The organism is Rhodococcus sp. DT1, assembly GCF_049844875.1.
In the GTDB taxonomy this organism is placed as follows: domain Bacteria; phylum Actinomycetota; class Actinomycetes; order Mycobacteriales; family Mycobacteriaceae; genus Rhodococcus.
Window position 1 is genome coordinate 494,646 of the sequence record NZ_JBNCLW010000003.1, and the last position, 15,333, is coordinate 509,978.

The following is a 15,333-nucleotide window of genomic DNA, read 5'->3' on the forward strand; positions in this document are numbered from 1 at the left end:
GCGTCTGGCACCTACACGTGAACGGCTTGGCGTTAGAAGTTGGGGACCATATTCCGGATTGGGATTACAATACGAACCTTTCCTTGTCAAGACGGATTCATGTTGACGTCGGAAGTCTCACTGAAGAAGTGGCTCTTCCGATTGGGACTGACTATGCTATTTCCGTTGTATGGAGCGCCTCGGGGTCGAGTCAGCGAGCGCAGGCATACCGTGAAGTAATAAATGGGGAGGGAGCTATCGAGGTTGCGGTCGAGTTCGTGCTGGTCGGCGCGGATCTCGGAGGAACGGTCGAACTCGAGACATCTCTAACGCTAGCGGAAGATTTGGATAACGCCCCCGACTTCGCGCCGCGACTTGGTGGTTCGTTGCTTTGGGTGGATACGAAAACATTGCGGCTGCAAGGTGAGGCGCCTCAGTTTCCAATCGCAGTTGTCGACTTTGCCGCTACGGATTTTCCGGAGGGCGCAGGATGGTACCTCCAAATCGGGCGCAATCTCGAGGCTGCTGCAATGGGCGCTCTTCTTTTGTGTATCAACGAGGCGACTCCCGGCGCAGCAAACGCGTTCAAGAACGCAGGTAATCCGCAGATGGTCGATGCGGCCATCGTATCTGCTGTGTATGCAGACGTCGCTCGTACAATGATTGAGTACGCTCTCGCGAATCCTGAATTTGATGATTATTTGGAGTTTCCAGACGATAGTTTGGGTGCGATCTTGCAGAGTCTGGTTCAAAAATGTTTCCCGGATTCATCGTTAGATGACCTGCGTAAGCAGCGAGAGAACTCACCGGCGTGGTTTTCGAGCGCAATACAAGGTGCGGTCCGTGTTTTCGAGGATATTTCGTGAGCCGGCTGTTTCCTCGATTGTTGCCCCAAGTGGCAGCAGCTCGGCACGAAGAGCTGAACGGTCGAGACATCGGTTACCTAGCGGAGCGGTCGCAGACCAGAGACGACAGTGCCGTTTTTGTCGCGACCGGAGGTGCGCGCGTCACTTCCAAGGAGCTCGACGGCTTCCGCACGGAGATACGTGCACTGGCAGAAAACTGCGGATTTCCTGGGGCGGTCACACAACAAGCGCGAAACGAGTTTGATCTCCAGGCTGCGAGGTACATGCACCAAGAGTTCGGGATGGTTCCTGCCGAAGCGGCTTCCGGTGATGTGTGGGCGTTCCTGGCGCTTGTGTTACTCCCAGATGTTGCGTATTGGCGCTATCCGGATCCGCCCAAAGATCGCGTTCTGGCGACTGACATGACCCGTCACGTCTTCGGACGTCTCTGGTGGCGTGCGCATCTCGTGTACCTGGCGGGACATCCGGACCCGTATGCAGGGCTCGAAATGATCGGCGGCGAAGCATTCGGACAGATCTACGAGCGCAGAGCTGCACTTGGTGCGAGCCCTGCAGTCGTTCGGGGGATTCTGTTGGTATGGAACGAATTGGACAAATCGAGGAGATCCCGCGCAGTCCTGCGTGATTTCCTGAAGCGACTTCTCCGATTGCGAGCTTTCGTGTCCTTCGAAGCGCAGTCGGAGGCCGGGCTTTCCAAAACCCTTCGATCTGTCCTGAACGAGACGCTCATTGCTCTCCCTGGGCATGACGAGACGAAAGCGCAGGAAGGTATCGAGTCCGATGGTGGTGAGTTGCCGGAGTCTAGGGGGCCCGAGCGTGAGCGTATTTTGAGGCTGCTCGAAACGGGCCCAGTCTCTCTTGCAGACCTTGTGTATCGATGCGAAGCTGATCGGAGCGATGTCGACGCCACCTTGCAGGAGCTTGTTCTAGAAGGCATTGTGCAATGGTTGCCGAATCGCGGTCCACACGTTTATGGGCTATTCGATCGGCGACAGCCGGGTCGGGACTAGCGTCGTCGCGGCCGTGGGTCTTCGAATCATCGTTGAGTACGAGTCTGCACGGTTCGTCGCGTCCAGCAAGGGAAACGCGTCGCGGGTTAGGTTTGTTACGGTGACTGCTGGTATTTCGGAGGTCCTTGCGCGCGTAAGGTTCGGTCGTGGCGCAAGCGATGCACTGCGACATTGCCCCGGATCAACGGGCGGGTGGGTATGCCTGATCGAGCAATCCAGCACACCCCACCCGTACGTCAGTTGTCTACGTCACAAGCAATCGGTCGAGGTTCGTGACGCCGAAGAACTCGGTCACGCGGTTCAGCGTGTGCTCGTCGCGGAGCCTGCAGGCAGAATTCTGATTCGCGAACAAACCGGCCTCGCGCAGTGCAGACTCGCGGTCGACCGTCCGTTCCCAAACGACGGGAACGATCCACTCCTGGTAGTCCTCGTCAGGGTCCGGGTTGTCGATCTCGTGCGTGTACGGACCGACCAGGTCGAGACTGCGGAAACTGACCTGCCTGCCGTCGACCTCGAGTGTCGCTCGGTCCGCCGGAGCGGCGGAGCCGGCGACTGTTCCGGCACCTACGTAGCCGACCTTCGGGACGTAGACGAAAACGCGATCTCCGACCTGAAGGTTCTTGAGGGTGTCGGAATACCAACGGCCTCCGCCGGCTGACACGAACCCGTACTTGCGCGCGTCGTCCCAGTTTCGGGAATCGTTGACTTCGCCCAGGCAGACGTACCAGTCCTGCCCGTTCCACTCGGGCTTTTCCGAGGTCGGCGTCAGGTTCGTGTTTTCCGTCGTGGCCGGCTTTTGCGACGTACGGGTCGAGGGAGATGCCTTCGAGGCGGATTTGTTGGCCGTGTATCCGAACTGTGTGAGTCGATGCCGGGCGACATCGAGCTCCGTGTCGGTGAACAGTGTTTCGAAAGTGGGCTCGATGACGAGCGCCTCCACTGTGAGGTCGATGCGTCCTCGTTCCCACAGCTCGGAGAAGCCGTCCGAGATGGTCCTCGAGGCAAGGAGCTTCTTTGCTGTACCCAGAGGACCGATGTTCGCGACCATGCTTATGAAGTGGGTGGCGTTGTAGCCGGCTTCGCGTCGAGCACGGTCATAGAGCTCGCGGATGCGGGAACCGAACTCCGACTCGAGTTCGCTCGTTTTGTCGCCAGCTTCCTCGAGCAACTCTTCCGGTTCGGTCGACTCCGGGACGCCGGCAGCGGCCTCGTTGAGGTTGTTGACGAAACCGAGCAAAGCGTCCACGGATGTGAACACCTTGTAGCCGAGTTCCTCGAGACGTGGCAGGTCGGCTTCATCGGGATCGAGTTCGAGGATGACAGGATCGCCGACGCCGTGCTGCAGGCCGTCGGGCCAAAACGCTTCTGCCATGGACAGGAAGCGCCCGTTCGCGGGATCGGTGATCTCGGTGTCGACCTCCGGTTCCGCGAATCCGAGGTCGCGAAGCTCCGCGATCATTGCCTGAATCTGCAGAGTTCTCGGGTCATCGGGCTCTGTTTCCGTGACGGCGAGCGGCTGCAGCGACTCCTCTGCGCTTTGAGAACCGGACCGGAGCTCTTCCAAGAATGATTGGGCTGCCTCTGCGAGCAGTTCACGCCGTGCTGCGAGGAAGTCCGGGTAGCGGTCGACGGTCCACAGTGCCGGATCGGTCGGAATCCACTGAGACGCGAGTACACCGGGATTCTTTGCTTCGACTTCCGCAAAGTACTTCTCCGGCGCACTCTTGCCAATCTCCAGGTTGGTGGCTTGGGTGAGGAAGCAGAAGTTCGCGATCGCATTGATCTCGTTGCGGTCGTATCGATCGCGCAGCAGGGCCTTCGGGAAGATGTGGTGGACCTGCAGACTGGTGAGTTTTCCGAGCAGCTCTGCACGCAGTTCCAGCCCGCTGCCGAAGTCCCGGGCGCCCTTCACACGGGTGAGGAGGTAGAGCAAGGGGTAGAAGCGGGAGCCTCGCGTGGATCCGTCGAAGTCGTGCGGAAGCAGTTCGAGGTTTCCGCCGCGGACACGTTCGAGCGTGGCAATCAAACCGTCGACTCCGGAGTCTCGCACGGTGTCGTAGTCCTGTTGAAGGTAGCTCTCCGTCGAACCGCTGAAGCGACCCCAGAGCGCCGAGTGGACATACCAGTACAGGACTTTGTCGCGCTGAGCGGCGTCCGTGAACTTACCGCCGTTCAGTTCGAGCAGACGCGACACCACCGGGATCGCGTAGCGCCCCATCAGTACCCTGTCGTGGTCGAGACCGAGTCGTCCGGAAACTGCGTCGAGGAAGGTGCCGATGTGGGCGACCGACGATGTGAGCGCGCGCTCGAACTCGTCGGCTTGCACGCTGCTCAGTGCGGTAAACAGTGCACGCCCCCTCGCAACCGCGGTTGCGTTGCGCAGCAGCCAGTCCAAAGTGAAATCGAAGCCGGCCTTCTTCCACACCGCGAGGCTGTCGCGCATCACCTGACGGGCGGGTGGCCACTGTGCGCACAACGACGCGAGCGCAAGGTCGCCCTTCGAGAGTTTGGTGCCACCGGAGTTCACTCGGTTGAAGATGTCGACCACCTCATCGACGGACTTGTCCAAACCGGTGATCTTCTCGACGTTGAACTCACGCTGCATAATCTGCGACAACGTGTTCAGGCGGTCGAGGTAGGTACTGGCCTTCTCGGCGTGGTTGGTAAAGGCGGTGAAGAAGGGCTTCAGACCCTCGCGGAACAATTGAGTGACACTCACCCAACACGGGTCCTCTGCCATGACCATCGGGCGATAGAACTCGAAGACTTCCGACTCGACGTTGAAGTACAAACCCGTGAACGCAGAGGGATCGCCTTCGAAGAATGGGGGAGGGGTGCCACGCACCACGCCGTACAGAGAGGTGACGCGCTGTTGCCCGTCGAGCAGAAGCTGCCGAACACCACCACTGGTGACCTCGCCACGTACAGCGATCTCATTGGTCGCGGTCTCCCACATCAACAAGCCGCCCACGGGATAACTCCGGTAGAGCGAGCGCATCAGGCCTCGGACCTGATCCCGATTCCAGACGTAGCCGCGTTGAAACTCGGGGAGAAGAACGGTGCCCGAGTCGATCTCGTCGAGCAGGGTGGACAATTTGGGCATTCGAAACCTCTCGGGAAAACAGAACTGTAGAGCGGGAAGTCAGATAAGCGGGGTGAGGAACGGGCTGGGTTCGCCATGCCAAGTCACCGACAGTTGCTCTCGCGCACGAGTACATGCGACGAACAGGAGAGAGCGTTCGCGTTGTACGTCGCGCTCGTGGCTGTGTTCGTCCTCGCTCACCGGGGTAACGGCATATGGAGCGGGAATCTGTTTACTGGTAGCGGCACCGACAGCCAGGCAACGAAACTCGAGACCTTTCATGCGGTGCATCGTTCCGATCGAGACACCGTCGTTGCCGTTGCGCGAGTCGGACAAGTCGGAATTCGGGATGCCCTGTTTCGTGAGAACACCCGCAAGGGACTCCCCGATTTTTTTGGACCGTACAGCGATCCCGATCTCCGACGGCGCGATTCCGCTTTCGATCCACTCCTGCACTTTGTCGGCAATGAAAGCGAACTCGACGTCTCGCGTTCCGAAGCCTCGAACGGCGGGGTGATCGCCGTGAATGTCCGAGCGACAGCCGGCAATCGAGTCGAACTGGTCGTTCATGTCGTCGATGCGACATCCCTGTATCAGGCCGAGACTCCACCGCAGAATCTCTGCAGTGGTGCGGTAGTTGATAGACAGACGGTTGGATCTTCCCGTTACCTTGATGCCGAGCTCGCGCAGACTGACATGGTTGTTGTAGATGCGCTGATGGGTGTCACCGGCGAGGAACAGGTCGTCTGACGCTTCCGGCACGGCAGCACGCAGGAACCGCCACTGATCGGGGCTCAGGTCCTGAGCTTCGTCGACAACAATGTGGCGGTAGGGCTTGTAGTCGCGTTGTTCGAGAATCTTCGTCGCTTCTCGACGCACGGTTTCGTGCGTGTGCAGCGCACGTGTCTTCAGTGCTTCTTCGAATTCCCAGACTGCTTGCCACACCTGTGCTTTCTGAGTGGCACCGAGTCGCCGCCCTCTACCTGTTCGCTTGGCAGCGAGGTACTCAGTTGCAGAACTGACACGTTGCGCGAGCACCACCTGGCGCCACTCTTCGCCGAGAAACGCTTCGGTGAAATCGATGTCCAGGTCGTCGATGATGCTTCGCCAGAGCTTCTTCTCGTCCGCGGAACTGACCATGTGGGGGCTACCGTGCACATCGCGGAAAACACGATGAGCGAGACGGTCGACGTGCTGGACGTCGATGCGGGACGTGACGTCGGAACCCTCAGCGAGCAGTTCGATGCCTTCTCCGAGTGAATCGGACAAGGTCGAGGTGAAGGTTGTCACGAGGACTTGTCCTTCGCCCCGTTCAGCCAATCGGCGTGCACGATGCAGCGCGACGACGGTCTTACCGGTTCCCGGCCCGCCCGTTACACGCGCCGGTCCCCGATAGGTTGCATCCACCGCGGCCCGTTGCGCGGGGTGGAGATAGATCCGCCATAAAGCGAAGGGGTGGGCGAAGACCGCCATCATCTCCGCAGGACCGTCGACGAGAAGCACGCGGTCGGAGCTGCGTTTGATTGCGGCGTCGAGGTCGTCGGTGTCCACGGGTCCGTCGAGGATTTCGGCTCCGAGATCTGACCACACCTCGTCGGGAGTCATGCCGGCAGCGAGGCCGTAGAGGACCTGCCACTGGATAGTGGGGAAGTAGGGTTGGGCTGCGTCGAGCTGGGAGTCCTCAGCCAGCAGCCGCGCGAAGCGTATTGCCTTCTCGTCCAGTCCGAGCCGGGCAAGTTCGTTGTCCTTGACGTGCTCGAACAAATAGCTGGCAGAGACATTCTCGGATTCGTGATCGAGATGAGCCAGCTGCTCGTCAAGTGCGGCGTCATCGCGGACTTCGATGCCGCCGGTCGCTTGGTTGACGGAGACGTCGCGACGCTCCGCCCACACATACGCATCGTCGTGGGGTAGAACTTTCAGGAGAGTGTAGGTGTCCCCGTTCTTGGGGGCCAGCACGATGCCACGCCAGAACTGCGTGATGCGGATCGACCGGAAAAGGGGATTGCGTGCGTTCTTGATCTTCTCGAGATGGAGACCCGAGTGTGTGGCGGCGTCGAACTTCTCGAACACCTCTGTGACGCGAGCTTGGACTGTCGACTCGAGCTTCGTGAAGTCGAGGAGGAAGCCCTTGTCGATCGCAAGTGTTGCCAATATGCCCGCCCTCGTTCCCCGCTCCGCTGATTACCTGTTCATCGTGTTGTCGTTCCGACGAACCCAGACATTACGTATATGGGACGACAGGATCGCAGTACACCCTGAACGCGAATGACCGGTCGGGTTGTCGGGGTGTGTGTGAAGCGAACGGTAGCCCGGGGAGACTAGGAATCGCGTGGTCTTGTCTCGTCACCGGGCCGACTGTCATAGCTCCGTCAACCTTTGGCGCGTCCGGCTATGGGTACCGCCCACCGACGCCCGGATTTGCCAGTACGGGGAGCGCCCGAGCACGCGTACGCGCATCGCTTCGGATCTCACTCATTCGCGCCGCAAAACGGCAGTTGGCGTTACCGGAAATATTGAGCGGCAACACCAACTTCCCGAACAACCGTGACTCGAGCTCCCAGGGCGCATCGTCCGCAATCCAGGACACACGAGCATGGTCGTGCATCCACCGAGACAGTTCCCGCTCGCCTTCGCCGAAGTGCATCCGAGTGCCGGAACCGAATCGACGGAGTTCGAACCCGAGCGTAGGCGCCAAGAGGCACCCGAGGCTCAGACGCAGCGTCGAACCCTCCGCGTTGCCGGCATAGTGCGTCGTGATCCTGGAGCGAAGTGTCTGGTTGCTTACAAGAGTTCCGGTCTTCGGCGGAGGTTTAGGGCTGATTCCTACATATAGAAGTGTCAGGCCCTCACGCTGGATACAGCCGGAAGTCTCCACTTCGCCTGGCAGCTCATCGAACCACCATGCATATACCCCGCCCTCCTTCGGAACCGGAGTGCCCCGCCCGACCGCTACGTCGCGGCGCACCGGTTCGGTGGACAAGATCCGTTGGACATCGACGTCCACTTCATAGATATCAGAAGTGCGTTGGTCAAGCTGCTGCGTCACGGCGATGAACATAACAACGGCTTACGAAAAGGATCGAGCACCTACGCCTCGACCTCGTCACACGCGGTGATGCTATGGGCAGGCTGAGGCCTCGACCTCGCGCTAGTGAGCGCGCACGGGACACGTCGAAAGGTGCTTGTGACCAGAGTATTAGCGATCAGCACCGCGGTTATCGCCTCAGAGCGATCGTGCTTCACTGCAGATCTCGCAGCGACCGCCCGTCGGTCAGCCTCCAATCTCGCCATCCGTTCCGGCTGCGACCACACTTCTCGATCAGGGGAGCCGACGGGTCGTCGTACTCTTTGTCCTCGAAACGGATTCGTCCGTCACCGGTCACCGTCGCGGTGTGAACGAGACCTGCCGGGGCGTCGCGATAGCAAAGGGTTTCGCCGGCACGCAGTCGGCCGTCCTTCACGTGCTCGTACAACGACCCAACTCCGGTGGAAGCCTCTTCGACCGTCACCCATTGCTCGATCCGGACTTTGTTTTCGGTCTCGGGACGAGATCCACCGACCAGCTGGCCGACGCCTCGTCCCACGAACCCCAATCCCGCTCCCGCGCCGGCGAGTCCGGCGCCGAGCGCTCGGCCGGCTCCCGCTGCGGCCGCCTCTCCGGCCCACAGGGCTCGGCTACCAACTTCTGCGAAGGCATCGGCGATAGTGGGCTTCTCGGCCTCCACCCACGCGGTGACCTGCCGACTGCGTGCCTCGGCGAACCCATCGAGGTCGTTGCGGAGCTGGACGATGTCGTGCGAGAGATTATGGGTGGCGCCCCAGCGGAACCCGTCGAGCCGATCCATGCGGGCGTACTCGGACAGATGCTCGCGCGCGTGGTGCAAGAGCATGCCGTCCTGCTCGGCGTTTTCGGCGAGGAGTCCGCGGGCATCGTCGAGCACGAGCTGGAGGTGATCGGGTTCGGTCGCCTGAACTCGCGCGATCCGCAGACGCTGCCACAGGTACAGCGACTGCTCGCTCACCACCAGCAGATGGAGGGTCTCGCCGAGTCGGTTGTCCTCGAGCGCATTTCTGAGGTAGTCGGCACGTTCGTGGACGGGCTTGGTCGGATCGAAGCCTGCGAGGGTGCGTTTGGCGTGTTCGCGTAGGCGCTCGATGGTGACGACAAGCTTCGGACCGAGGCTCGCCACGGATTCCCAGTCGGTATTCGTGAGGATCTGGCGTTCATCGAGTTGCGCAGTGAGTCGACTCAGCACGACGTAGTGGCCGCGGACATCACCGGCACGGGAAGCCTCGGCGAGCATAAGGACTCGTTCGACCTTGCCCTCGACACGGGCAACTGATTTTTCCACGGACGCGATGGCACTGGCGAGTGCAACTTGGACCGCCAACAATTGGACAGACGCCATTCGTCCAGGCGCCATGGACACCTTCTGCCACTGCATCTGATGCGAGAATTTTCCTGCGCTGTCGACCAACGTTCCTCGGAAGAAGCCGTTGCCGACGGGGAGTGCGCGCGCCGTCTTCAATGCCTCGACGGTTTTGGAGGAGAGCCGTACGAACTCACCGGCGTGTGACGACATCGCCACACCCGCCGCCGCAATCGCACCAGCGTGCGCTGCGACCACGGGAGAGACGTCGGCGGTCTCAATCGCATCCGACACGAGCCCGCGAAGTTCGGTCACATACCTGGCAACGGCGCTCGGATCACCACACACGAGCAAACCTTCGGGCTCTACACACAGTGCGACGTCGGTGCCGGGCTCGTCGCTTGCCGGCACAACGGCCGCACCCATCGTCCGTGCCAACTCGTTCATCCGCTTGCTCTCCTCCGATTCGGCCCGACGGACCGAGAACATACCCTGAAATTCCGACATCGGGACGAGGCGGATGGACGTACAGGTCGGGGGCATGACTCGACACCGGATCCGCAGCGGCGAGTCTTTTAGCGGTCGCCGAAACGTTCTGCCCAGAACGGCAGGTTGCGGACGTAGTCGACGTCTTGCTTGCTGTCGTCGAAAACGAAGCCGATCAGGTCGTCCGCCAAGCTGTGGACGCCTCGCGCGAGCGCCCAAACGGTGTCTTGACTTGTGTAGAGGTAGTACTCGCGAGGAATCGGGAGTGGGCGCTCCCAGGACACTCGCACCGAGCAACCGTCACCCGGATTCTCGGTGATCGTTCCGCGGAGGTAAAAATCCATCACGGACACGCGGTGACCTCGGCGATCGAACGGAAGGTCGTCGGCGGTGGTATTCCGGCGCGTGCGAACGGCGATGGGTTCACCGGGGAGCATGTCTGCGACTTTCGCTTCGTGCCGTGGGTCGGGATCCATACGCCATTCGCCCTTCGCGATGAAGTCGTCGACCTGGTTTCTCCCTGATGCGCGTGGCCCGCACCCAACGATCCAGTACAGGTCCACGTCGCCGAGTTCCTCGACGTCGATGTTTGTCTCGGGCTCTATGTCGATGCTCACGGACTCGACGTACGGGATGGAAGAATCCAACTGTGTAGTGGCATCCTCTTTCGAATCCTCTGCCGACCTTCGATATTCGGGATAGACCAACTGCACCAGCTGCGGGCAGTGGTACCGCGTGTAGACACAGAAGTGCTTACGCATGAGGTCGAGAACGAGCTGTGCAGCTGCCGCCGTGACGTCGGGATCGGCTAGCAGTCCTTCGACTGCGTTCAGATCTTTCGGCTTGAGGCAGAGCAGGTCGCCGCCGGCATCTCCGTAATCGCGCACTTCGATGCGAACTCCGGGATGCCTGCGTCGTAGGGAATGCAGCGACCCCACTCGCGACAACAGCGTGCTTTCGCGCACGTTCAAGATGCCCTGGACGGCGCCGGGGGAGTCCTTGACGCCGTGGACGACGAACACTTCCATCATTCCGACGCTGATGCAGAACCGGCGAGGGAACTTGCTGCCCCCGTATGTTCCGGTGCTCACCGACCAGTACTGGAATTCTGTAGCCCGCGGCGACGGCACACACGCTTCGAGGAAAGTGCGCAGCAGCGCGGTCAGCGCAGGCGCTTCGGGGAGGTCGCTGAAGCGGCGGGCAGCCGTGGAATACCGCACCTCCTGCTCGGAAAGATTCTTGAGGGGAGTGGTGTCGCGAGCATTGACTCCGCGCGGGTCGCGGATCCACTGCTTCTGCATTTCGTCGCCGAACAGCTCGTCGAGTGCGTCGCGTCCGGTCGTGACATCGGAATGTACGACATTGCGCAACGGAGTCTTCTGTGTCCTCAGTTCACGAATCAGCATGCGCTCAACGACGCGAAGCTGCTGCTTCGATGCTGCTTTCGGCAGGAGGCGAACACTCGCAATCTCGTTACCCCACTTCGCGGCATGTCCTCCCATCCGCGAGCGGAGGTCGACTGATTCTCCGAGGAGGTACGTGTTGTCGCTGAAGCCGAGCAGGTACCAACCGCTCCGTTTCGGTCCGTCGGCCGGCAGTGCGGACCGTCGCACATCCGCAAAGCTCACAGGAGCGCGGAACTTCCAGCCGTCTGCCCATTCATCGACACCACGAATCGTCACGGGCGAATAGTAAGACCGCACATAACGGGAGTTCACGCGACCTGGTCATATCGGATAAATGTACGACGTGCGAAGCAGGGGCGATAAAAGGCTCTGAGGTCGAATGCCGGAGGTCCCGGCGATGTGGATGGAATGCGAGCCCGAATGACGCCGCTGTTCGCGGATAATTGGTCCCGATAGTCACCACTCGTGTGTGTGGGACGGATCGTGTTTTTCGTAGTTTCCGACTCCCCGCCACAGTACTGATCCGGTGGGCAGCGCAGCGTACGCTCCGCGCGCAGCCGACTCGGTGCGCTTGTACAACAACGGTATCCGCGATACCGAAGCGATAGTGGGCAAAGACTCCCGCTTCAGGGCGCGCGACATGTGCTCGAGCACGGGCATGCTGGCAGATTTTCCGAGGTTGCATCGTGGATCGGTGGCAACGAGATTGGCGACGCCATCGATCGGGAGAAGCGACCACGGGAGGACGTGGTCGACGTGGACCTCGGCCATTATGCGGCCGTCGCAGTAGAAACACCGATTGTTCTGCAGTTCTCGGAGCGGCTCGGCGAGCGCGCGTAGAGCGGTACGGTCGGAGCCGAACAGGAATCCGTCGAGATCTTCCGCATCGAGTTCCGCTCGGTTGAACCCGATGACATCCTGGGCCCAGCGCGACCGCAAGAAGGTTCGGAGCAAAGTCGATGTCCGCCGCAGTCCCTCGGGCACGCCTGGCCGTAGAGTGATGACGCCGATTTGATCGATCTCGACAACCGTCATCTTCTTGTGGAACTCGCTGGCATCGAACAGGAAGTCGTCACGAAGACGACTGCGTGGCACCGTTTGAAGGTGAGTAAGCGGTTGTTGGGCAATAGTTGTCCGGAGCGCCCGAACTAGTGAGTGGTAAGCAGGATGACCGACTTCGCGTGCTGCCTCCGCCGTACGAAAACCGTCCCGCAGCAATACCTCTTTGGCGTCGGCGATCTTGTCCGGAATCGATCGTCCTTGGCGCGACTGTGCGAGTCGACCGTGTTGGTGGAACACCCGAACCTGCGGCCAGTAATGCCCGACGAATCGATGAGAGATCTCGTCGATAGGTACCGTGAGGGTTCCGTCGGGGGCCGGCGAGTGCTCGACGCAGATGTCGATCAGCGCCATCAAGGCAGCGAGCTTGTACGTCGACTCTCTACGTCCGGTTTCCACGAGTTGAACCACTCGGGCCGCGAGGTCCACCGCGTCGAGGGGTCGACCGGTGCCCTGCTGGAGATCGCTCCTCCTGGATTCCATTACGCGCAGTAGTCGCAGCGTCCGCTACGGGGAAGGGCAGTGTGATGTTCCGGGCACAGCTCGATCTTCTCAGGACGAGCTGCCGCAGCCTTACGCGCTGCCACTTCGCGTGACGCGGTGACCTGTGGCGGGAGCGTAGGAGTGCCTCCGTCCGAAGGCAGATCGGTGCTGAAAGCGCGGTAGCACCTGAGGCGGGCTTCGGCAGCGTGATGATCGAGGTCGTCCGGAATGGGCTCACCTGCTGTCTCAAGGACGAATCGGTACCCGTCGCCGACAGTCTGGTTCTGGGTGACGCACAGAGCGGTGAGCGGCGGCTCGCCCCGGCGTGCACATTCTTCGACCACAACTCCCAGTACCCTGCCGATCCAATTGCGCATCTGGGACTTCGTTCGGATTCCGGAGACTTCCTGGACCTTTTCGGCCAGCTCCTTGTAGGTGACGAAGTCGTTGTAGCGGGTAGCGGTCTCCAGCAGGACGTCGTGCGCGACCCTTCCCCACTCAGCGATCGCATCGCGGAAGGACACAGCAGATCCGTCGGATACGCGCCAGGTGCCCGGTGTCGTTGTGGGAGCGGGCTCGACATGGTCGATCTCGTCGGGAGTGCTCACGGGCTCGTCGGTCGAAAGATCTGTGTTCGAGACGGCCCGCGGCGTGTAGGTGCTCGTGGCGAAGCCGAACTTGCGGAGCTGAGCCAACGCATGGTGGGTATTGAACGCGGATCGCGGCTGCCCTGTGATCAAGCGGTACGCCTGTTTCGGAGGATAGAGAACACCGTCGATGTCTGCCCAGTGTTCCTGGAGAGGTTCGGGGGCAGCCTTCCGGATCAATGCGGCGGTGTTTGCGGTGTCCGAATCGGGCGTATCACTCATGTGCCCCATAAGAGCGCGTAGTGCCGACAGTCTTCGCTTCGACCCCGTCAGGTGCGTGAATTCTCGGGACTCACAGCGGCAGATGCAGTCTCGCACGATCCGAAAAGGTGTCAGATATGGAGTATTGTCCGCTGGTCGACTGTTCTGTCGGCGGGTCGAATCAATACGGGCATAGGGGCACCTTGAACGCCGACAACCGCGTGCTGGAATCGATCATTCGTTGCGAGATCCTGGCTCGATGCAAGGCCGGTGAGGACTTGCCGTGCTCGAAGGTCGTTTCCGTGCAGGATGTGCCTCTGTCCGAGCACCAGGTACCCGAACCGTGGACAGGGCATCTCGACAGAGCTCGCTTGATCTTCATCAGTAGCAATCCCTCGATCGACCCGCGCGAGGCGTATCCGAGTTGGGGAGACGATATCGCCGGATCCGTTCGATACTTCACCGACCGGTTCGACGGAGGGCACGGGCAGATCCGTGACGGTATTTACAGTCCGTTGCCGGAGGGGGGATGGTCCGGTGCGGTCTATTTCTGGGCAGCGGTCCGGCAACGGGCGTTCGAACTGATTCCCGGCGCCACTCCAGGGGTCGACTATGCGCTCACGGAGGTCGTGCACTGCAAGAGTAGGAGCGAGTTCGGTGTGCCGGAGGCGAGACATACGTGTGCGACGAAGCACCTTCCCAACGTGTTGGCGGCTGCGACGGAAGCCCGAGTCGTCGCGGTGATCGGTGTCCATTCCGCCCGTGAGGTCTCGCGTCTGTTCGACCTGAGCCTCGACGGGAACAGCAGGTACGCGGAGCTCGATCAAGATGGTCGCCGACGCGCATTCGTCTACCTCGATCATCCGTCGAGCGGAGGAAAGCAGAAGCGTTTCGCTATGGCTCTGACGCATGACCAGCTCGACCGAGTGCGCATGGCGCTCGCAGACAGCACTCTCGATGTCCTCTGACGGAGGCATTGGATCCCCCGCCACCTGAAACATAAGACCACTTGCGCGAACTGCTGCGGCGCGTGGAGCCGCGATTCGGGAAGACTGATGGTGGGACGAAACCCGTGTGCCGTTCTTCCGGAGTCCGAAGTGGACGAGCTGGTCGAATACTTGAATGCGTCTGGGGTGGTGGTGCCTGTACGGTCGCCCGACCTGGACGGTTGTACCGTATCCGAGGAAAGATCCAAGCTTCGAGATCTTCCACCACCCGCTGACGACGGATATGCGGCACTGCTCGACACAGGAGGATCTCGTTCACGTCGGCGACGGACTCCGACTCGTGCGTGCCACCAACAGCCCCGCCGCCACCATCACCTGGCCCACGATCAATGCTGCCGGCAGCGCCACGAGCTCCCAGCCGGTCGAAGCGAACCCGAAAGCCCACACCACGATGGCCACGGCCAGAGCCACCGTAGACACCTGCCCGAACGTCATGAGAACCGTCGCAGTCCCCCGAGTGCGTCGCCGGAGAACGCAGGCGGTCCCGACGATGGCTCCGGCGAAAGAACAGGGCAATCCGACCAATGTCGGCAGCACGACCAACAGTTCGAGACCACGGCCGCCGACTTCGACCACTCCTGACACGACCAGCTGAGGCACCACGTAGATCAGGACCGCAACCGTGCACAACACCGAGACGATCGAGACGGCCAGGAGCATCTTCATGAAGGCAAGGTAACGGACGAGGTGATCCGTTCGAGGATGCCCCGGACGGGCCGCAGAGTTTCGGTCGA

General features: G+C 61.0%; 11 protein-coding genes. 3 read left to right on the forward strand and 8 right to left on the reverse strand.

All coding sequences use genetic code 11. The features are described 5' to 3' along the window. Positions 1-17: 17 nt before the first annotated feature. On the forward strand, positions 18-845 hold the full coding sequence (locus ACLQ3J_RS09885) for a hypothetical protein (protein ID WP_425903033.1): 828 nt from the start codon (positions 18-20) through the stop codon (positions 843-845). After that, the gene (locus tag ACLQ3J_RS09890; protein WP_425903035.1) at positions 842-1,855 is read left to right on the forward strand and encodes a DUF6339 family protein; all 1,014 of its coding nucleotides are present in this window, start codon (positions 842-844) and stop codon (positions 1,853-1,855) included. Before ACLQ3J_RS09885 ends, ACLQ3J_RS09890 begins: the two co-directional genes overlap by 4 nt. A gap of 244 nt (positions 1,856-2,099) precedes the next feature. Here the strand turns inward: ACLQ3J_RS09890 and ACLQ3J_RS09895 are convergent, their stop codons facing one another. The 7 genes from ACLQ3J_RS09895 to ACLQ3J_RS09925 all read right to left on the reverse strand — a co-directional run bounded on the left by ACLQ3J_RS09895 (position 2,100) and on the right by ACLQ3J_RS09925 (position 13,613). Continuing rightward, positions 2,100-4,958 carry a GmrSD restriction endonuclease domain-containing protein gene (locus ACLQ3J_RS09895; RefSeq protein WP_425903036.1) on the reverse strand — a complete coding sequence of 953 codons (2,859 nt, stop codon included), beginning with the start codon at positions 4,956-4,958 and terminating at the stop codon, positions 2,100-2,102. Between the two features lie 39 nt (positions 4,959-4,997). Beyond that, positions 4,998-7,091, reverse strand: coding sequence for a UvrD-helicase domain-containing protein (locus ACLQ3J_RS09900; RefSeq protein WP_425903038.1), 2,094 nt, complete (start codon positions 7,089-7,091; stop codon positions 4,998-5,000). 238 nt (positions 7,092-7,329) lie between these two features. Next, complete coding sequence (locus ACLQ3J_RS09905) at positions 7,330-7,998, reverse strand: GIY-YIG nuclease family protein (protein WP_425903040.1); 669 nt, start codon at positions 7,996-7,998, stop codon at positions 7,330-7,332. A 181-nt stretch (positions 7,999-8,179) separates the two neighbouring features. Beyond that, entirely contained in the window at positions 8,180-9,757 is a 1,578-nt protein-coding gene (locus tag ACLQ3J_RS09910; protein WP_425903041.1) for a hypothetical protein, read from the reverse strand. A gap of 128 nt (positions 9,758-9,885) precedes the next feature. Continuing rightward, positions 9,886-11,478 carry a hypothetical protein gene (locus ACLQ3J_RS09915; RefSeq protein WP_425903042.1) on the reverse strand — a complete coding sequence of 531 codons (1,593 nt, stop codon included), beginning with the start codon at positions 11,476-11,478 and terminating at the stop codon, positions 9,886-9,888. A gap of 180 nt (positions 11,479-11,658) precedes the next feature. Next, a complete protein-coding gene (locus tag ACLQ3J_RS09920) occupies positions 11,659-12,297 on the reverse strand; it encodes an HNH endonuclease domain-containing protein (RefSeq protein ID WP_425903044.1) in 639 nt (212 codons plus the stop codon). Between the two features lie 446 nt (positions 12,298-12,743). Beyond that, complete coding sequence (locus tag ACLQ3J_RS09925) at positions 12,744-13,613, reverse strand: hypothetical protein (RefSeq protein WP_425903045.1); 870 nt, start codon at positions 13,611-13,613, stop codon at positions 12,744-12,746. Between the two features lie 281 nt (positions 13,614-13,894). Between ACLQ3J_RS09925 and ACLQ3J_RS09930 the strand changes: the two genes are divergently transcribed. Continuing rightward, complete coding sequence (locus ACLQ3J_RS09930) at positions 13,895-14,560, forward strand: hypothetical protein (protein WP_425903046.1); 666 nt, start codon at positions 13,895-13,897, stop codon at positions 14,558-14,560. Between the two features lie 294 nt (positions 14,561-14,854). Here the strand turns inward: ACLQ3J_RS09930 and ACLQ3J_RS09935 are convergent, their stop codons facing one another. Next, positions 14,855-15,265 carry a hypothetical protein gene (locus ACLQ3J_RS09935; protein WP_425903048.1) on the reverse strand — a complete coding sequence of 137 codons (411 nt, stop codon included), beginning with the start codon at positions 15,263-15,265 and terminating at the stop codon, positions 14,855-14,857. Between the last annotated feature and the right edge of the window lie 68 nt (positions 15,266-15,333).

Excerpts from the sequence above, each read along its gene's own strand:
- ACLQ3J_RS09895 (WP_425903036.1), bottom strand. The coding sequence starts at position 4,958 with ATGCCCAAATTGTCCACCCTGCTCGACGAGATCGACTCGGGCACCGTT.
- ACLQ3J_RS09905 (WP_425903040.1), bottom strand. The coding sequence starts at position 7,998 with ATGTTCATCGCCGTGACGCAGCAGCTTGACCAACGCACTTCTGATATC.
- ACLQ3J_RS09910 (WP_425903041.1), bottom strand. The coding sequence starts at position 9,757 with ATGAACGAGTTGGCACGGACGATGGGTGCGGCCGTTGTGCCGGCAAGC.
- ACLQ3J_RS09925 (WP_425903045.1), bottom strand. The coding sequence starts at position 13,613 with ATGAGTGATACGCCCGATTCGGACACCGCAAACACCGCCGCATTGATC.
- ACLQ3J_RS09935 (WP_425903048.1), bottom strand. The coding sequence starts at position 15,265 with ATGAAGATGCTCCTGGCCGTCTCGATCGTCTCGGTGTTGTGCACGGTT.